Here is an 18,766-nt window from a genome sequence, read left to right as displayed (position 1 = left end):
ATGGATCATTTCCCTCTGTCACCCCGTGGCTTGACCACGGGGTCCAGCTAAAAAATACTAATATTATTAGTATTTTTTATTGTTTTTCTGGATCTAGTTCTCAAGCCACGAAATGACGGTGTGGGATTTTCAATCTACGCAAGCAATGCCATCTCATTTTATATTTATTTAGGAGCGTGTTTAATGACTACAGGATTATTACAGGGGAAAAGAGGTATAATTACCGGTATTGCAAATAATATGTCTATATCATGGGCGATAGCACAGCTCGCACGCAAACATGGTGCTGAACTTTGCTTTACTTATCAATCAGAAATTTTAGAAAAAAGAGTTAAACCTCTTGCTGAAGAAGTTGGCTGCAATTTTGTTAGCGAGCTTGATGTTACAAATCCAGAATCAATTACTAATTTATTTGCTGAAGTAAAAGAAAAATGGGGAACTTTTGACTTCTTACTTCACGGCATGGCTTTTTCCGATAGAAACGAACTTAAAGGACGTTATATAGATACTAGCCTTGGCAATTTCAATAATAGTTTGCATATATCATGCTACTCTTTAGTTGAGCTTGCAAGAGAAGCTGAAAAGTTAATGAATGATGGCGGTAGTATAGTAACCTTAAGCTATTACGGTGCTGAGAAAGTTATACCAAATTACAACGTTATGGGTGTAGCAAAAGCTGCATTAGAGGCAAGTGTTAGATATTTAGCAAATGATATGGGTGAAAATAATATCCGTGTGAATGCTATTTCAGCAGGTCCTATTAAGACTCTTTCAGGTAGCGTTATTGGTGATTTTAATAGCATGCTTAGATCTCATGCGGCAACTGCTCCGCTAAAACGCAATACTCTTCAGCAAGACGTGGCAGGAGCTGCTGTATATTTATTTAGCCAACTTGCATCCGGAGTTACAGGCGAAATTCATTATGTAGATTGCGGTTATAATGTTATGGGTAGCAATAAGATAGTGGGTTAGTTGCCACTCCGCAGTGGCGTGGATTAAGAATTGTCATTGCGAGGAGAAACTGTAAGTTTTGTACGTGTGCAATCTCAGGATGTTTGATAAGATTGCCTCCGCCCTCTGCTATGCATCTCCGGCTTTGTTGCATGGATCAGTTTTTCCTCTGTCATCCCGCAACTTGATTGCGGGATCTAGCTTAAAATACTAAAATTATTAGTATTAAAAGTTGCTTTTCTGGATCCCGTGGTCAAGCCACGGGATGACACCGAACACATTTTTCGATCCACGCAACAATGCTTGCATCTCCTCGCAATGACATTGAACAATAAACTATAGATCTCTTCCAATTATATCTACATTCTCTTCATGATTATTAATAACCAAATCAGTAAAAGAAGAAACTTCAGACATTTCCGTTTTATGATCATCAGCTATTTCTAAACTTGCTTTAAAATCTTCGAATTTTAAATCCTTACTTCCATATTTAATCAGAGCTTCTTTACTTGTTAAGGTTTGTATTTTTTCTAAACTTATATCTTTAAGACCGTTAAATGTGAAATATTTGCTTTTATAACCTAGGATTACAATACTTTCCGTTAAAGCTTTTATTTTATTTGGATCTACATTTTTAAGATCATTAAATGTACAATGTTCTTCGCTAAGGACTCTCTGACATCCACGTATATTATCATAAATAGCTTGCATTTTTTCTACGTCTAATTCGACAAAATCTTTAAATTTAAAATAATTAAGTTGATAACAATCAATTATATTTGGTGAAGTTGCTATTTTTAACTTATCCGAACTTAAAACTTTAAGGTCATTAAATGTAAAAAGTTGTTTTTCATATCCCTCTAAAATATTGGAACTTGTAAGAATCTTTAATGTATCTATATTTAAAATTTTAAGATCATTAAACGTAAAAAGTTGTTTCTCATATCCTTTGTTGATAAAATTATTTCTATCCGTTAGTACTTTTATTAAATCTATATCTAAATTTTTTAGATCATCAAACGTAAAATATTTATCGAGATATCCAGATCTAGCCTCATCACTTACAAGCATTTTTATTAAATCTGTATCTAAATTTTTAAGTTCATCAAATATGAAATATTCCTTAGAATAACCATTTACAGCTTCCTCACCTCTAAGAGCCTTTATTTTCTTTGTATTTAAACCTTTAAAATCATTAAAAGTAAAATATTTATTTTCATAACCCTCTATTGAGGTGGATGAAGTTAATAATTTTATCTCTTCTATATTTAAATCTTTAAGATCATCAAAATTGAAAATATTTTGTTCATAGCTATTGAACTTATGTCTCTGCGTTAAAATCTTTATTTTATCTAAGGGTAAGTCTTTTAATTTTTCTAAAGTAAAAAACTTTTTTGAATATCCTTCTAAAGCCCGATTGTCGTCTACAAGTCGTTTTATTATATTAAGATTTAAATTGGAAAATTCTTTGAAATATTCGTAATTAAAGTTTTTTAGATCCGTACTAACAGCTGAGAGATTTAATAATTTTAATAAATTGTGATTACTGTTATTAAGAAAATCACTAAAATTTGGTTCATTTTCTATTAAATCTAATAAGGCTTTAGCTCTATCAATTCTATTTAATTCAAACTTATATTCTGTTTTTGTTATATAACCATTAATTTTATTTTCTAACTCTGTTAACTCAGGTTTTTGCCATATTAAGGCTTGCTCTTTAGCATCGCCGTAACTAAACCCTTCTAGTATAATTTCAGGAAATTTAATTTCTAACTCTTTAAATTTTTTAGGAGTTTTTCCGCCAAGACCTACAACAACTCTATCAATATTTGTAGTATTACAAACTTGTTTTGCGAATTCTTGTAATATAGGTATGATAGTCTCATCATCATTTAATGCTTTCGTTGCTTCATCTTCGTTACGTAAATTTTCCCATGAATCTAAGACAAGGTTGCCTGAATTACTTAGCCAACCATATCAAAATTTTGATAATCAATTTTTCCGTCTGAAGTAAATATTTCTGCATTTTGTTTAGCTGAGTTTTTATTTTTTAGTAAAACATAAAAGCCATTATTTTCTCTAGTAATCCCATCGATAACACATCTTTCACTATTTCCTCCAATAGATTGACAATCTTTAACAATATCACCTAAAATATAAGCTCGCGGATCATTTATAGGTAATTTAACTAGATGATACCCATTTAATGATGTGCCACTTTCAAGTTTGCAATCTAAATCTTTTCCATGAATTGTAATATTCGGCAAGTTGTCAAAATTCTTTTTTTGTTTTTCTATTTCTAAGCATCGATTAAAACTTTCTTCAGATAATTTGTATTTAAGTGCCAATTCAGCTAATTCAGAATATTCATTAGCTTTTGCGTAGGTTAATTGAGTTTGAATAAATATTGCATCTTGTAAATTTTCTGGTGCTATATATTGCATTTCGGTATTCTGGGCTTTTTTTGCCTCAATCCGATCAGCAATAGCAAACAATTTCATTGCATCAAAACCATGTTTACTAATTAGCTCTTGCCATTTTTTTAAAGTAATATTTTGTTTATTTTTAGGTAGATAAAAATCTGAAAATGCATCATGTAATGGTTTGGTAGCCCTTAAAAAACCTTTATCGCTTAGAAAATTTTGTAACTTAGCTATAATATCTTGGTTTTGAGTTACTTCTCCTCCTAAACAAATTATTATATCATATGCATGTTTATGTATTAAATGATCTTTTAAACCAACATGAAATGTATTATTTTCCTCGATATAATCAGCTACTAATTTGCTTAATTTAAATGATTTAACATATTGCTCTTTAGCTATATCGTGCTGTAATATTTTTAGAGCGGTTTGTGAGGGTGAATTATTTAGAGAAGCTTGAAGTTTTCCTATTTCCTGCTCTAATTTTTGTGCTACAGAAGAATTACTGCTTTTTTTAGCGTTTGCTAATTCTTTATTTTTTATTTCTAACTTAGAATAGTTTTTCTTAACTGTATTAATTTGAACTTGTGAAATAGATTTTTTTGCTTCTTCCAAATGTTTAAAGCTTGAAAAACCAAAAAAGGGACTAATTGTTTCTGAATTATAGAATTGATTTATAATTTCTTCATCGCTTACTATTTTAGATAATTTGTCAACTTCTGTAAGTAAATTAGAATTATATGTTTTAGCATATGCTAAAATATTTTTAGCTTTTTCCGGTTCAAATTGATCACTTATCTTTTTTATTGCTATTTTTAATTCTGATTCTTTATTGCTAAATAAAATTGTATTTAATGACTTGAGATCTAACATAAATTTTCCCTTGTAAAATTATTTACAATAAAAACCTTATTAAATAATAGTTAAAATATTAGGTTTTTATTTATAAAGAAAAAACATTATACATTAAGCTTTAAGAATTGTCAAATAATTAAGGAATAGTTAAGGTTTTAGAAAGAGGAGAAAACGTCATTGCAAGGAAATTACAAAGTAATTTAGTTAAAAAATGCTAATTTATAGCATTTTTTATTATTTTTTCTGGATTGCCACGCTCCTTGCAGTCGTATAGCTCAGACAACTTGGTATCCATGCAACAACCACTCCCGTGATGGCATTGTTGCGTGATTCCGATGTCATTCCTGCGAAAGCAGGAATCTAGTATAAAGCGAGATAACCTACGCTTTTAATTTTAAAAATTTGCTGTATTTATGCTTTTTTTCTGGATTCCTGCTTTCGCAGGAATGACATATAAGACATTTTTCAATCTATGCAACAATACGCCACGGGATGACAATAAAAAACTTGGATTTCCGCTTTTAGCTAGGAATGACATAAGTGATCTATGTAACAACGCCTACAGTTCCTTGCAATAACGTTTTTTGGCTCACATGGAATAAGAAAGAAAAAACTACTCTATAGCTTTTTCGATATTAACTATTATCGCAGGGGATTTATTAATTTCTTGTTTGAGAGTTTTTCGTATCGTAGATTTTATTTTTTCTTCTATCTGTTCCTTAGATAAAGCTTTTTTAGCTTGGCTCTGCTGCGTTTTAATAAGCTCTGCGATGTCATTTTTAATTATATTAATCAATTGCATATCTTCATTTGCGTCAAGTAAACCTGGCATAGATAATATCGGCTTTGCGGCAAGCAAGCCTTTTTGATCAATCACAATCGAGGCTATTACTATACCAGACTCACGCATACGTCTTCTAGCTTTAAAAATAGGTGATTCTACAGGGAGTAAATAGTTACCATCAACAGCTAAATAACCGCTTTCAACTTTTGCAATCACTTTAGCATTATTAGGTTCAAGTAGCACCACGCTGCCATTCTCAACTTCCACTGCTTGTTTTATGCCATTTTTCTTAGCAAGTTTAACATGCTCATGAATATGTACTGGCTCACCATGTACAGGTATACAAATATTTGGTCTAATTAAAGAATACATTTTTTGTAGCTCATCAACAGAAGGGTGACCTGATACATGAACGAAATGGTCTCGTTCGGTAATAACTTCCACACCACTTTTAACGAATATATTAAACAGCCTAAATATTTTCTTTTCATTACCAGGTATAATTTTTGAAGAAAAGATCATGGTGTCTTTAGGAGCAAGCTTTATTGACTGGTGAGAGTTAGAGGCTAGTTTTGCAGTAGCAGCTAGCGGCTCACCTTGGCAGCCGGTAGCAATTATTAATAGCTCTTCTCTTCTGAATCTACTAACATCACGTTCACTAATTAAAGGTGCAATATCTTTAAAATATCCGCTCTCTTCGGCAGCAAGCTTAATGCGGTGCAAGCTTCTACCAGTTAGGGCTACTTTTCTACCTGCAAGTTGAGCAGCATGAATTATGGTATCAAGGCGGGCTAGATTAGAAGCAAAAGTTGAAACTACTACCATTTGCGGGCAGCCAGCTATAATATCTATTAAACTTTTTCTAACATCACCCTCAGAACCGGATATTCCTTTATTAAAGACGTTGGTAGAATCGCAAACTAACGCAAGTACTCCCTCGTCCCCATAAGATTTTAAAAGCTCTTCATCAGCTTTTTTGCCTAGCACCGGATCGTTATCAAATTTCCAGTCGCCAGTATGTAAAATATTACCGGCTTCCGTGCGGATCATAATTGCTTGCATCTCAGGTGCTGAGTGGGTTAATGGTACCATTTCCAGCGAAAAAGGAGATAAATCTATTTTACCTCCTGGTTTTACTTCATGAATTTTAATATTTTTAGCAAAATCATATTCGCTTAAACGAATTTTTAAAAAATTTGCTGTGAAAGTAGTAGTATAAATAGGACATTTAAGACTATTCCATAGATATTGTACTCCGCCCAAATGATCTTCATGAGCATGAGTTATAATCATTCCGACTATATCTTTTTTATGTTTTTCAATGAAACTGCTATCTGCAATCATCATATCAACGCCTGGTAAATAATCATCAGCAAAACCGCTACCACAATCAATAATTAGCCATTTACCTTTATAATGATACAGATTAAAATTCATACCTATTTCGTTAGAACCACCAAGAGGTATAAATAGTAAATCATTTTTATGATTTTTGATATTGAATGACGACATATTAATTTCTATATTTATTATTGCATACCGCAAATACTTCAAGATTTGGTAAGTCAAATAAGCGGTGAGTCTGCGGAACGTAGATAAACTACGTGAGCACAGACGAATCCCGAAATTTGGCTTGCCAAATCTTGAAGTATTAAAGGTATATATCTTATAACTTATTATTGCTTAAGCGTCTATCTTTAAAAAAGAAATTCACAATGAATATGAATAAAATAGCATTAGTTTATAACGAAAATTCTAAATCTTCAAGTAGTATAGAGGAAATAAAAAAACTTTATACTTATTGTGACGTGGAAGATGCGGACGTAATCATGGTAGCTGGCGGGGATGGGGAGTTATTGCATAACATACATCGTTATATGCATTTAAACATACCTTTTTATGGTGTTAATTTAGGCAGTCTCGGCTTTCTGATGAATCCTTTGGATATTAAAAATATACTACAAAATATTCAAGAAAGCACCGCATCTACTCTTAATCCTCTTTTAATGCAGGCTGAAGACGTAGATGGTCAAATACATAAAGCTCTTGCGATTAATGAAGTATCAATATTCCGTAAAACTAATCAAGCAGCTAAATTTAGAATTGAAGTAAACGGCGTAGAGCGAATGAGCGAGCTAGTAGCAGATGGAGCTTTAGTTGCAACACCAGCAGGTAGCAGTGCCTATAATTTATCTGCCGGTGGTCATATTCTCCCTCTAGAGTCGAATATGCTATGCCTAACCCCCTATATGCTCATTCAGACCACGTAGATGGCATGGGGCATTATTGCCGTCTTCAGCTTCCATTAAATTTGAAATACTTAATACAAATAAAAGACCAGTAAATGCCACTGCCGATTTTCAGGAATTTAGTAATATAAAATCAGTTACTATTAAATCGACTAACGATAAGTCTATCAAATTGCTCTTTAATAAGAATCATACTTTAGAAGATCGTATTATTAAAGAACAGTTCGGCGGGTAATACTACTTATCTTTCAAGAATTGCTCTTTCATTTTGTCAGGTCTCATAATGCTCACGTACTATTTGTACGCTCCGCTTACTCGCTTGTTAAAATAAAATTCAATTCTTGAAATACAAGCAGTATATACTTGTTTTATTTGAAAAATTGGCGTCGTCGCTTCTCATTTTTGATCCTCACGTATTTAGTACCGGGCAGTTTTTATTCAATGTCATTCCCGCCTACACGGGAAAGCATTGCCCGCGTGGATCATTTTCCCCTGTCATCCCGTGATTTATGAACTAGAGCCAGTTAAAAATACTAATAAAATTAGTATTATTTATTATTTTCTGGATCTAGTTAGCAAGCCACGGCATTGTAAGAAAAGAAAGTGATATAATATAAGTTATAAATGTAATATAAACATTTATAAGAGAGTGTTAATACCCTATATAATGATATAGGGTATTAAGCGGGCGTAAGCGACCGTCACGGTATAGTAGGTTTTATACGACCGGAGTCATCAAGGTACTATAGCCCGACTCTCGAGAAGTTTGAATAGTTGGAAGGGATGCGATAAGCACGCCCGATTACAATCCTAAACAATATAAAATCTCGAGGTACATATGATAAAATATCACAAACATATAGGAATTGATATAGGAAAATATAATTTTGTAGTAGGAATAGAGGGCATAAAAGATACAAAAGAATATGAGAATACAAGTTTCGGTATATTTGAATTTATTAATGATAATAAGGATATTTTAGCAAACTCTCTAACTGTAGTTGAAACAACAGGCGGATATGAACTAGAGTTATTGTATAGCTTATGTGAAAGAGGTTATGTAGTACATAGAGCAGATGCAAGAAAGGTAAAGAATTTTATCAGATCATATGGTAATAGTGCAAAAACAGATAAGTTAGATGCTAAAGCATTAGGATTATATGGTAAGGAGCGAGCAGATAAGCTTGAAGTATTTAAGCCTGAATCAAAACAAAATATACAATTATTTCGGTTAGTACAAAGACGGAATGATTTAAAGCAAATGTTAGTTGCCGAAAAGAATAGATTACAACAAGCAAATACAGATAAGTTTGTTAAAAATAGCTGTATAAATATGATAGATGTTTTAAGTAATCAAATTACAGAGATTACTAATCAGGTAGAAGTGATTATATCATCAGATCAGCTGTTAAAAGCAAAGCATGAGATATTGAAAGAGATAAATGGCATTGGTAATATAGTTGCTTTTGAGTTATTAATATTATTACCGGAGTTAGGGAAGTTAACAAGACGGCAGATTGCTTCTCTTGCAGGGCTTGCTCCAAAAGCTAATGATAGTGGTAAATATCAAGGATATAGAAAGGTAGGACATGGTAGAGCAGGAGTCAAGCTATACTATTCCTTGCTGCTATGTCAGCCCGTAATAGCAAGACTTCTGGTTTAAGACTCTTTTATGAGCGACTCATTAACAATGGTAAAAAGAAAATGGTCGCTCTTACCGCTTTAATGCGTAAAATTATTGTCATCGCTAATGCTAAATTAAAATCTCTTCTTTTTAATTTAAAACATAGTTGATGACACCGAGGGCGTTTTTCGATCCTCGCAATAATACCTCCCGTGGTAAAGCAACTAGATGACACATCTGTAATCAAAAGTTGAATATACATACCAATTAGTATAAAGCAACTAAAATTAACCAGTTACCAAATTCTTACTTTCAAGATAATCTTTGATCTTCAGCAAATCATACCAAGAGGTGCGTTTTTGGCTAGGTTGGCGGAGTAAATAGGCAGGGTGGAACATTGCCGTAGTCTGGATAGGAGCGGCTAGATATTTATTGGTGTAAAAATAATATTCTTGTCTAATTTTAGTAATACCGGCATTTTTTCCAAGTAGACTAGTTGCAGCAGTGCTACCAACTAAAATAATGAGTTTTGGGTTAACTAAAGCAATATGTTTCTCAACAAAAGGTCTACAAACATCAACTTCCTCTAAAGTTGGCTGCCTATTGGCAGGTGGACGCCAAAACACTGTATTGGTAATATAAGCATTATCTTTTCGTGAAATCCCAATTGCACGCAGCATATTATCAAGTAAATTACCACTTTCACCGCAAAAGGGTATACCTTTTAAATCCTCATTACTGCCAGGAGCTTCACCTATTAACATAATTTTAGCTGCCGGATTACCGTCACCAAATACAGTGTTAGTAGCAAGCTTCTTAAGGTCACAGCCATTAAAATTTAGTAGAGATTCTTTTAGTTCTGCTATATTATCGGCTTTATCGGCAAGTGATCTTGCAAGGCTTATATTATCATGTGTTTTATCGTTCATATTAAACCCGTTTTCTTTTTGAGGCGTAGGTTTTGCTTGTGGCTTTTCAGCCAATTTGGTATTATCGCTTACTTTTAATTTTGGCGGATGCTCTGAGCAATAATATTCAACCCCAATTGCATTTAGCCATTTAAATGTATTATTCATTAAATAAATAAAATATGTTAGAATACTCTGTACCTACTGAACTAAGCGGCTTAAGGCTTGATAAAGCTTTATCTCAACTTCTTGAAAATGTCTCACGCAATCAGATTCAAAAAGCAATTAAAAGTTCTTGTGTACAAATTAACAATGTGATTATTCTCGATTCTGATATTTTGGTCAAGGAGAATGATATTATATTATTTTCTTTCAAAGAACCAGAAGAGCTAACAATCGAGGCAGCTGATATAAAACTTGATATAGTTTATGAAGATGAAGATTTAATAGTTATCAACAAAGCTGCCGGTATGACTGTCCACCCAGGAGCAGGGCACCATGACGATACGCTTGTTAATGCCCTACTCCACCACACAAGAAATTTATCTGATATCGGCTCATCAGAAAGACCTGGCATAGTGCATCGTTTAGATAAGGACACAACGGGCTTGATGGTGGTTGCTAAAAATAATAAAGCACATATGTTGCTTGCCAATCAGATTGAACAAAGGCAGGTCGTACGGAAATATAAGGCTTTAGTTTGGGGCGTAATTAATCCGCTAGAGGGAACTATTAAGAATAATATAGGTCGCAGTCGAAGCGATCGGCAAAAAATGACAATATTAAAATATGGCGGGAAAGAGGCCGTGACCTACTACAAAACTCTAGAACTATTTTATGGAGGTAGTATTAGTATGGTAGAATGTAAGCTTGCTACCGGCAGAACTCATCAGATTAGAGTGCAGCTAAGCCATTTAAAGCACTCGGTGGTTGGTGATCAAATATATGGTAATAACGACCGAAAAATTAACCATGCTCCGCCTGAACTAAAGGCAAAATTATTAGATTTTAAACGCCAAGCCCTGCATTCTTGGTATTTAAGCTTTACCCATCCAACCAGTAATGAAGTTATGGAATTTTCTTGTGAACTACCAAAGGACATGGAGGGGGTTATTAAATAATTTATACTGTTTTTACTTTATAAAAGTATTATACTAGTTTAATAAACTGGTATGGAGATTATTTATGAAAACAATTGGAATGTTCAAAACAAAAACTCATCTTCCTGAACTAATTAAAGATGTTGAAGCAGGTGAAGAATTATGCATAACAAACAGAGGGAGAAAAGTGGCTGTTATAATTCCTATAGATAAATATTATAAGAAAAAATATGCCAATATATTTCAAGAATTTGCAGAACTTAAAAAACGTGCACCGTTAGGCAGTGTGGATGAGATTTTAGAGATGAAAAATTTAGGTAGAAAATGAATTTAGTTGTAGATTGCTCTTTTATTATGTCATCAATTTTACCTGATGAATCAGCTCAAAAAAATAATAAAATTTATGATCAAATAACAGAAAATATATATACGTTATATGTACCATCTATATTTTATTTGGAATGCCATAATGTTTTTATAAACTCCTTAAAAAGGAAGAGAATTAATAAGAATGATTATGATGATTATATCAAATCGTTAAACTTATTACCTATTAATGTTGATAAGTTTTGTTCTACTCCAGAATCTTTATATACAATAGCTAGACTAGCTACTGAACACAACTTAACCTCTTATGATGCTTGCTATCTTGAGCTAGCATTACGTTTAGAAGCTGATATTCTAACACTAGATAAAAGCTTGATAGCAAGTTGCCAAGCTTTAGGCATTAAGTTAGTAATATAACAATGCAATATTCTATACAAAAGTTTCTTAACGAAGGAGCTTATAAATTACAACACATTGGGATTAATAATCCAAAATTAGAAGCACGAATTTTATTGCAGCATGCTATAAATAAACCTTATGAATATCTGCTTGCTAATCCTGAAAAACAACTAAACCAGCTAGAAATAGAAGCTGTTGAAAAAGTATTAGAAAGAAGACTAAAGCACGAACCGATAGCCTATATTTTAGGGACAAAAGAATTCTACTCACGTGAGTTTATCGTTAATAAACACGTATTAATTCCAAGAAACGATACGGAAATTTTGATAGATGTTGTACTTCAATATCATTCCCAGCACTCTCTATGTCATTCCAGCAACGGCGGGAATCCAGACAAAAAGCAACTGGATTCCGTGGTCAAGCCACGGAATAACATTAAAAGTAGTAACATCCTAGAGCTCGGCACGGGTAGCGGTTGCATCTCTATCAGTCTATTACTCGAACTACCGAATAGTCAAATAACCGCAACTGATATAAGTATTGATGCGATAGAGGTTGCAAAAAGTAATGCCATAAAGCATGATGTAACGGATCGTTTGCAAATTATTCATAGCAATTGGTTTGAGAATATTGGAAAACAAAAATTTGATCTTATAGTTAGTAACCCGCCATATATATCTATAAATGAAAAGCCTGAAATGGCAATTGAGACAATAAATTATGAGCCATCTATTGCTTTATTTGCCGAAGAAGACGGCTTGCTGAGCTATAAAATCATAGCAGAGAATGCTAAAAAATTTCTAAAGCAAAATGGTAAAATTATATTAGAAATAGGATATAAACAAGCAGATCAAGTTAGCCAAATCTTTTTAGATCATGGTTATGTTATTGATAATATCCATCAAGATTTGCAATCTCATAATAGAGTAATAGAAATATCTTTAATTCAGCTAAATCGCTCATATGCAAGACGCATCGGGAAGAGCCTGTCAGGAATACAACAAAATTTATTAGATAACGAACTACCGAAATATTTATTTTCAAAAGAAAAGCTTATTGGTAAAAATTATAACTCCTGTAAAATTAAAAGTAATTATACGAAGTTCAACTTGGAAAAGAGCAAGGAGTCTGTAAGCCGAGGAGCGGAGCGTATAAAAATACGTGAGCATCTTAGGACTTACAAAGAGGACGTAGCCAATTTTTCAAGTTCAACGAGTATATTTTTAGAGATTGGCTTCGGTATGGGTGAGCATTTCATCAATCAAGCTAAGATGAATCCGGATAAACTTTTTATCGGTGTGGAGGTATATCTAAACGGCGTTGCAAATGTTTTAAAACTTGCAGAAGAGCAAAACATTACAAACTTTTTATTATTTCCCAATAATTTAGATTTTATATTACATGATTTACCAAATAATAGCTTAGACAGGATTTATATTTTATTTCCTGATCCTTGGATAAAAAATAGGCAGAAAAAGAAACGTATTTTGAATAAAGAACGCTTAACGATTCTACAGACTAAGCTGAAAAATAAAGGTAGCTTGATCTTTACTTCTGATATTGAAAATTATTTTGAGGAAGTAGTAGAGCTAATTAAACAAAATGGTAATTTCCAAATTACTAATGAGGATAATTATTCAAAACCACACGATAATTATATAATAACGAAAATACCACCAAAAAGCTATTAATGAAAGTAGAACACCCCAATTTTTAAAGGCTATATTTTCAAATGTTATTTCTATAAATAATAAAAAACACTAATTTTATTAGTATTATTTATTATTTTCTGGATCTAGTTAGCAAGCCACGGCATTGTAAGAAAAGAAAGTGATATAATATAAGTTATAAATGTAATATAAACATTTATAAGAGAGTGTTAATACCCTATATAATGATATAGGGTATTAAGCGGGCATAAGCGACCGTCACGGTATAGTAGGTTTTATACGACCGGAGTCATCAAGGTACTATAGCCCGACTCTCGAGAAGTTTGAATAGTTGGAAGGGATGCGATAAGCACGCCCGATTACAATCCTAAACAATATAAAATCTCGAGGTACATATGATAAAATATCACAAACATATAGGAATTGATATAGGAAAATATAATTTTGTAGTAGGAATAGAGGGCATAAAAGATACAAAAGAATATGAGAATACAAGTTCCGGTATATTTGAATTTATTAATGATAATAAGGATATTTTAGCAAACTCTCTAACTGTAGTTGAAACAACAGGCGGATATGAACTAGAGTTATTGTATAGCTTATGTGAAAGAGGTTATGTAGTACATAGAGCAGATGCAAGAAAGGTAAAGAATTTTATCAGATCATATGGTAATAGTGCAAAAACAGATAAGTTAGATGCTAAAGCATTAGGATTATATGGTAAGGAGCGAGCAGATAAGCTTGAAGTATTTAAGCCTGAATCAAAACAAAATATACAATTATTTCGGTTAGTACAAAGACGGAATGATTTAAAGCAAATGTTAGTTGCCGAAAAGAATAGATTACAACAAGCAAATACAGATAAGTTTGTTAAAAATAGCTGTATAAATATGATAGATGTTTTAAGTAATCAAATTACAGAGATTACTAATCAGGTAGAAGTGATTATATCATCAGATCAGCTGTTAAAAGCAAAGCATGAGATATTGAAAGAGATAAATGGCATTGGTAATATAGTTGCTTTTGAGTTATTAATATTATTACCGGAGTTAGGGAAGTTAACAAGACGGCAGATTGCTTCTCTTGCAGGGCTTGCTCCAAAAGCTAATGATAGTGGTAAATATCAAGGATATAGAAAGGTAGGACATGGTAGAGCAGGAGTCAAGCCTATACTATTCCTTGCTGCTATGTCAGCCCGTAATAGCAAGACTTCTGGTTTAAGACTCTTTTATGAGCGACTCATTAACAATGGTAAAAAGAAAATGGTCGCTCTTACCGCTTTAATGCGTAAAATTATTGTCATCGCTAATGCTAAATTAAAATCTCTTCTTTTTAATTTAAAACATAGTTGATGACACCGAGGGCGTTTTTCGATCTACGCAAGCAAGCCTTAAGCGGGAATGACATTGGAGTCGTGCAACAAGGTCTGTTATACGCAGCTAGTTAAAAATATCAAAACTGATTCCTCTTTCCAAAATAAACTTCGTCTACTGATTCTTCATTTACCCAAGATCTTCAAAAAATATTGAACAATCACCTACTACGTCTCCATCGGGACCGTTCGGGTATAAGTCTGTATATGCGTTATCTATTTTATTTAAGAAATCTAGCGAGGAAACTTCTTCGTCTAATGGTTTAGAATTTTCTGCACGTAAGATATAAATAGGGTTAGAAGAATGTCCTTTAAGTTGTTCACTTAAATTGTAATTGTATAATCCACCACCTGAGATTTTTTTCTCTGTGGCATATTCTATATCTCTTGCAAATTGTAATGTAGTAATATTAGATTCATTATCTGGTAGAGTGGCAATAATTGCTGTATGCGTTCCACGAAGATAAATATCACCTGGTTGAATTAATTTCAGTTGCTGTTCATCTATACTCTTTAATTCTGTAACTAATTCATAACCATATTGAGAATAATTTTCTCTCATTTCTCTTGTAGTTATAGTTTTGATTTGTTCAGTAGCTAAACCGGTTGCTTTGCCTACGCTACTAGAGCAATCTTCAGGACCAAATATAAACTGATATTTAAGATAACGATGTCCACCAAATTGGTAATCACCAAAAAGCATCATGCCATTTTCATTAGAGGAATCGTAATCTTTTGTAAATGTTTTAGGTAATGTAGTATATTTAGAATTATAGAAAGGAAAAAATGTTGCCGCTCCAGGCATGTTAATATCTTTGTTACCAAGCGAAGCATTAATACTTGCAAGTAATACTGAGCTAACAGAAGAATTTTCATTACCATAATATGAATCGCTATTATCAGCTTGTAAAACAGGTAACTTAGTTGAATCTACATAACAATATTGATTATTATAAAAGTGACCATTCTTTATTTGTGCTATTAAATTATCATCTTGTTGCTTTGCATATTTATAAGCCATTTTAAGCTGTAAATCAGTTTTATTAAATTTAATAGGATAGCCTAAATCTGTTGCAGGTATTTTTTGCTCGTGAAAATAATCATTTATTGATTTACTAAGTGTAGAATATTCTTTTAAATCTTTTATAATTTCTTTGTAATTTGCTTCACCACTTTTATCAGCTTGATTTTTTTCCCATGTTTCAACTATAGAGGCTAGTACTTTATATTGTGAATCTCTTGTTGCTAATTGTTTTACTCTAACCTGAGTTGCCATATGAGCAACGGATGCTGAGTTAATTTTAAATTCTTGCATAAAACCTCCTTTTAAGATGATGAGATCTAAAAGTTAATATTTTTTAACTTTCTAGTCAAGTTACTTTAGAGTTTATTAAAAAATATTAATGAAATCTTTACAAAAAAATAAATTAGTGTATACTATGCGTTCAAAAAATTTTAATGTAAAAAATATGGAAAGAAAAATAAATTCTTTTAGACTTACTCAAGAAAAAGATTTTTTATGCTTACCTAATCAAGATGACAAAGCTCAAATATTCAAAAGCGATTTGCAAAATAAATTTATAGAATTATATAAATGTATGTTAAAAGAAATTGGTTTTAAAGATTATTTGAGAATAACCCAAAACTTAAATGCTCCAGAATTAGCTTTAGAATTTGCTAATTTAGCTATTACAAGAATAGCTAATAAAAAAAATCATCTTCTAAAATGTTTATTAGAAAATTACCCTTATGAAAAACTTAAAAACCATAAATTGTTTATAGATTATGAAATTAGTGAAGATGGCTCATATTTAGAACATAAATTTTCTAAATCAGTTATATTTTTTGAATATAAATCTTTTTCTAATTCTTCTTGCTTACAAGATAAAATTTTTAACAACTTTCTTGCTAAAAAAAGCAGTTTTTATTTAGCCGCTATAGAACAAAATATTCAATTAATGGAAGCAGTATTTGTAGATATATTCAAGACGGGGCATATAGTTTTAAATTTATTAAATACTATAGATCAAGAGAAATATAAAACAGCGTTTCATTTTATTATAGAAATTGTACATTTTGTAAAACCTGAATTTCAATTTGATATTATTAAACAATTAGTCGATACAATAGCAGAAGATTTTAATGTTCTAGCCACTCTTACTAACGTATTGCTTGAGCTTGAAAAAGATGAAGAGATAATAACATTACTTGAACCTAAATTATTAAATATAAAAAATAATGTGATACCGGAAGAGGATGGCATTATTTTTTGCCGTTTTAATTTATCATTAGCTGAAAAACAACTTTTACATTTTTTAAAAACCGAACCTGACGATAAAGATGCTCTCTATAACTTATTTAATATTTATTTAACACAACAAAAATTAGACAAGGCTAAGGATTTAACAAAAAATTCCCCAAAAGATTTAAAAATTTTAATGGAGATGAGTTTAGATTTAGCTGAGATTAGCACTATAAAACTAAATTCAATTAATCAGGATGAATTACCTGCGACAAGCAAAAGTCAATTTCGTTGTTTTGAATATATTGCTAAATTTAACAGCTATAATGATTCTGAAAGAGACTCAAATTATGAAAACTTGAAAGAAGAATTAATTGAGATTGATAAGGTTATTGATTACGCAGTATTATCGTTTACAACTGCTATTTATACCAAACAATATGAACTAGCAGCACAATTTGCCAAAAAAATACCTAAAAATATAATAACTCCATATATAGAAAAAACTAGGTTTTTATTAACTCCTGTCGAATATATAAGCGAAGTTCATATAGAAGAACTAAGAAGTAAGTTTGATTTATCACAAGAAGATGCTATAGATTTAGTGATTCAGGTCAGTAGCTGTTTAGTCGCAGATGAACAATATAAATTAGCCTTAGAAAAAATTGAAGAAATATTACTGCTTGAACCTCAAAACTATAGTGCTATAGAGATTGGTCTTAGTGCTGCTGAATTAATCAACAATCAAGAAAAAATCCAAGAATATAGTGTATTATTACATGAAAAATATGAAAAAGACTTCATTAATGATATACAAAATACTCATAAATATTATCGATCAATAAAAGAGCTTAATTTACGTCATGCTATCAATAATACAAATAGTAATGTTAGTAAGTGGATAATTAAGAAGGAGAGATTAATAAAAACGATGCTATTTCTTTGGGTAAATATAAAGGACTTGATTGTTATGGAAGAATTAGCACAGATATAAAATGTGATAGTACTCAATATAATGAATTTATCAATGCGTTAGAAAAAGGCATAATTTACAAACAGCAGGGAAATAATGGAGTTAAATTTCTCAAGGAAAATGCTGTTGAAATCAAAATTAATGGCGGTAATCGTTTATATACAAATATATTAAATACTAATCCCCAAGGTGAGTTATTAATAAATTTTGATCATTTTGGTAATCATAAAGATGTAATAAAATTTGCTGGAGAGCATAGTTTAGAATTTCATGAAGCTTTTTAACTTACTCAAAAGGTTGCCTTAGGTTGATAGCAGCAGATAAAGTTCCCTCGTCTAGATAATCAAGTTCACCGCCGATAGGTATGCCGCTAGCAAGACGAGAGATTTTTGCGGGATGGTCTTTTAGATATTCCGTAATAAAATAGGCAGTAGTTTGTCCTTCTAAAGTAGAGTTAGTTGCGATAATGACTTCTTTAATATTTTCCTTAAAGCATCTATCAAGTAGTTCTGGTAACCTTAAGATACTAGGGTTCTGTCTGCTAGCTGCTGATAAATTATGACCAAGCACGTGATATAATCCTTTGAAATTACCACTACGCTCCATCGCCCATAATTCAGCAACAGTTTCAACGATTGCAATAACTGATTTATCTCGATATTCAGATGTGCAGATACCGCAAATATTTTCAGTATCCATATTACCACAGACCTGACATTTTACTATTTTCTTATCTATTTCTGTAAGATTATTGATAAGAGTTTTTAGCCTTACATCCTTGTCTTGCAGTAAATATAATACTATACGTCTTGCTGATCTGCTACCAAGTCCAGGAAGCTTAGAAAATAGATAAATTAGCTGGTCTATCTCGTTATTATTATCGTTCATG

Annotated in this window: 15 protein-coding genes and 4 pseudogenes; 12 read left to right on the top strand and 7 right to left on the bottom strand. The window is 31.8% G+C overall.

The genetic code is table 11. The features are described from left to right. Positions 1–183: 183 nt before the first annotated feature. Complete coding sequence (gene fabI, locus RBE_RS06510) at positions 184–972, top strand: enoyl-ACP reductase FabI (RefSeq protein WP_011477908.1); 789 nt, start codon at positions 184–186, stop codon at positions 970–972. A 113-nt stretch (positions 973–1,085) separates the two neighbouring features. Here fabI and RBE_RS09715 read toward each other — a convergent pair. From RBE_RS09715 to RBE_RS06495, 4 genes and pseudogenes are all read right to left on the bottom strand, one after another. Continuing rightward, positions 1,086–1,260, bottom strand: a pseudogene (locus RBE_RS09715) (MFS transporter); the annotation flags it as partial. A 27-nt stretch (positions 1,261–1,287) separates the two neighbouring features. Then, positions 1,288–2,022 carry a hypothetical protein gene (locus RBE_RS09345; RefSeq protein ID WP_011477907.1) on the bottom strand — a complete coding sequence of 245 codons (735 nt, stop codon included), beginning with the start codon at positions 2,020–2,022 and terminating at the stop codon, positions 1,288–1,290. Between the two features lie 893 nt (positions 2,023–2,915). Then, positions 2,916–4,247, bottom strand: coding sequence for a hypothetical protein (locus tag RBE_RS09340; protein WP_011477906.1), 1,332 nt, complete (start codon positions 4,245–4,247; stop codon positions 2,916–2,918). Between the two features lie 595 nt (positions 4,248–4,842). After that, a complete protein-coding gene (locus RBE_RS06495; RefSeq protein WP_011477905.1) occupies positions 4,843–6,525 on the bottom strand; it encodes a ribonuclease J in 1,683 nt (560 codons plus the stop codon). A gap of 17 nt (positions 6,526–6,542) precedes the next feature. Here RBE_RS06495 and RBE_RS09650 point away from each other — a divergent pair. From RBE_RS09650 to RBE_RS09335, 4 genes and pseudogenes are all read left to right on the top strand, one after another. Continuing rightward, a pseudogene (locus RBE_RS09650) lies at positions 6,543–6,682 on the top strand (palindromic element RPE5 domain-containing protein); the annotation flags it as partial. A gap of 46 nt (positions 6,683–6,728) precedes the next feature. Further along, a pseudogene (locus RBE_RS06490) lies at positions 6,729–7,497 on the top strand (NAD kinase). Positions 7,498–8,100: 603 nt separating this feature from the next. Beyond that, on the top strand, positions 8,101–8,925 hold the full coding sequence (locus tag RBE_RS06485) for an IS110 family transposase (RefSeq protein WP_011476964.1): 825 nt from the start codon (positions 8,101–8,103) through the stop codon (positions 8,923–8,925). After that, positions 8,892–9,056, top strand: a complete 165-nt coding sequence (locus tag RBE_RS09335; protein WP_011476965.1) for a hypothetical protein — start codon at positions 8,892–8,894, stop codon at positions 9,054–9,056. The genes RBE_RS06485 and RBE_RS09335 overlap by 34 nt, the downstream gene beginning before the upstream one ends. Positions 9,057–9,173: 117 nt before the next feature. Here RBE_RS09335 and RBE_RS06480 read toward each other — a convergent pair whose 3' ends face one another. Further along, positions 9,174–9,962: a uracil-DNA glycosylase gene (locus RBE_RS06480; protein WP_011477902.1), complete on the bottom strand. Its 789-nt coding sequence runs from the start codon at positions 9,960–9,962 to the stop codon at positions 9,174–9,176. A gap of 14 nt (positions 9,963–9,976) precedes the next feature. Here RBE_RS06480 and RBE_RS06475 point away from each other — a divergent pair, with 14 nt between their 5' ends. From RBE_RS06475 to RBE_RS06455, 5 genes and pseudogenes are all read left to right on the top strand, one after another. Beyond that, positions 9,977–10,915 carry an RluA family pseudouridine synthase gene (locus RBE_RS06475; protein ID WP_011477901.1) on the top strand — a complete coding sequence of 313 codons (939 nt, stop codon included), beginning with the start codon at positions 9,977–9,979 and terminating at the stop codon, positions 10,913–10,915. Between the two features lie 64 nt (positions 10,916–10,979). Then, a complete protein-coding gene (locus RBE_RS06470) occupies positions 10,980–11,222 on the top strand; it encodes a type II toxin-antitoxin system Phd/YefM family antitoxin (protein WP_011477900.1) in 243 nt (80 codons plus the stop codon). Continuing rightward, positions 11,219–11,638 (top strand): type II toxin-antitoxin system VapC family toxin, encoded by a 420-nt coding sequence (locus RBE_RS06465; RefSeq protein WP_011477899.1) that lies wholly within the window; start codon positions 11,219–11,221, stop codon positions 11,636–11,638. The genes RBE_RS06470 and RBE_RS06465 overlap by 4 nt, the downstream gene beginning before the upstream one ends. A 2-nt stretch (positions 11,639–11,640) precedes the next feature. Then, positions 11,641–13,384 (top strand): annotated as a pseudogene (gene trmB / locus RBE_RS06460) (bifunctional peptide chain release factor N(5)-glutamine methyltransferase PrmC/tRNA (guanosine(46)-N7)-methyltransferase TrmB). Positions 13,385–13,685: 301 nt separating this feature from the next. Next, positions 13,686–14,642 carry an IS110 family transposase gene (locus RBE_RS06455; protein WP_011476926.1) on the top strand — a complete coding sequence of 319 codons (957 nt, stop codon included), beginning with the start codon at positions 13,686–13,688 and terminating at the stop codon, positions 14,640–14,642. A 150-nt stretch (positions 14,643–14,792) separates the two neighbouring features. Here the strand turns inward: RBE_RS06455 and RBE_RS06450 are convergent, their stop codons facing one another. After that, on the bottom strand, positions 14,793–15,977 hold the full coding sequence (locus RBE_RS06450; protein ID WP_011477897.1) for an RP439 family protein: 1,185 nt from the start codon (positions 15,975–15,977) through the stop codon (positions 14,793–14,795). A gap of 88 nt (positions 15,978–16,065) precedes the next feature. Between RBE_RS06450 and RBE_RS09330 the strand changes: the two genes are divergently transcribed. Together RBE_RS09330 and RBE_RS06435 are read left to right on the top strand one after the other, a co-directional pair. Further along, positions 16,066–17,898, top strand: a complete 1,833-nt coding sequence (locus tag RBE_RS09330; RefSeq protein ID WP_011477896.1) for a hypothetical protein — start codon at positions 16,066–16,068, stop codon at positions 17,896–17,898. After that, a complete protein-coding gene (locus tag RBE_RS06435) occupies positions 17,847–18,161 on the top strand; it encodes a hypothetical protein (protein ID WP_011477895.1) in 315 nt (104 codons plus the stop codon). Before RBE_RS09330 ends, RBE_RS06435 begins: the two co-directional genes overlap by 52 nt. Before the next feature lies 1 nt (position 18,162). Here RBE_RS06435 and recR read toward each other — a convergent pair whose 3' ends face one another. After that, positions 18,163–18,765, bottom strand: coding sequence for a recombination mediator RecR (gene recR, locus RBE_RS06430; RefSeq protein ID WP_011477894.1), 603 nt, complete (start codon positions 18,763–18,765; stop codon positions 18,163–18,165). Position 18,766 lies beyond the last annotated feature (1 nt).

The organism is Rickettsia bellii RML369-C, assembly GCF_000012385.1.
In the GTDB taxonomy this organism is placed as follows: Bacteria; Pseudomonadota; Alphaproteobacteria; order Rickettsiales; family Rickettsiaceae; genus Rickettsia; species Rickettsia bellii.
This window is presented reverse-complemented; position numbering and strand designations above follow the sequence as displayed.

Excerpts from the sequence above, each read along its gene's own strand:
- fabI (WP_011477908.1), top strand. The coding sequence starts at position 184 with ATGACTACAGGATTATTACAGGGGAAAAGAGGTATAATTACCGGTATT.
- RBE_RS09345 (WP_011477907.1), bottom strand. The coding sequence starts at position 2,022 with ATGCTTGTAAGTGATGAGGCTAGATCTGGATATCTCGATAAATATTTT.
- RBE_RS09340 (WP_011477906.1), bottom strand. The coding sequence starts at position 4,247 with ATGTTAGATCTCAAGTCATTAAATACAATTTTATTTAGCAATAAAGAA.
- RBE_RS06495 (WP_011477905.1), bottom strand. The coding sequence starts at position 6,525 with ATGTCGTCATTCAATATCAAAAATCATAAAAATGATTTACTATTTATA.
- RBE_RS06485 (WP_011476964.1), top strand. The coding sequence starts at position 8,101 with ATGATAAAATATCACAAACATATAGGAATTGATATAGGAAAATATAAT.
- RBE_RS09335 (WP_011476965.1), top strand. The coding sequence starts at position 8,892 with ATGTCAGCCCGTAATAGCAAGACTTCTGGTTTAAGACTCTTTTATGAG.
- RBE_RS06480 (WP_011477902.1), bottom strand. The coding sequence starts at position 9,962 with ATGAATAATACATTTAAATGGCTAAATGCAATTGGGGTTGAATATTAT.
- RBE_RS06475 (WP_011477901.1), top strand. The coding sequence starts at position 9,977 with ATGTTAGAATACTCTGTACCTACTGAACTAAGCGGCTTAAGGCTTGAT.
- RBE_RS06470 (WP_011477900.1), top strand. The coding sequence starts at position 10,980 with ATGAAAACAATTGGAATGTTCAAAACAAAAACTCATCTTCCTGAACTA.
- RBE_RS06465 (WP_011477899.1), top strand. The coding sequence starts at position 11,219 with ATGAATTTAGTTGTAGATTGCTCTTTTATTATGTCATCAATTTTACCT.
- RBE_RS06455 (WP_011476926.1), top strand. The coding sequence starts at position 13,686 with ATGATAAAATATCACAAACATATAGGAATTGATATAGGAAAATATAAT.
- RBE_RS06450 (WP_011477897.1), bottom strand. The coding sequence starts at position 15,977 with ATGCAAGAATTTAAAATTAACTCAGCATCCGTTGCTCATATGGCAACT.
- RBE_RS09330 (WP_011477896.1), top strand. The coding sequence starts at position 16,066 with ATGAAATCTTTACAAAAAAATAAATTAGTGTATACTATGCGTTCAAAA.
- recR (WP_011477894.1), bottom strand. The coding sequence starts at position 18,765 with ATGAACGATAATAATAACGAGATAGACCAGCTAATTTATCTATTTTCT.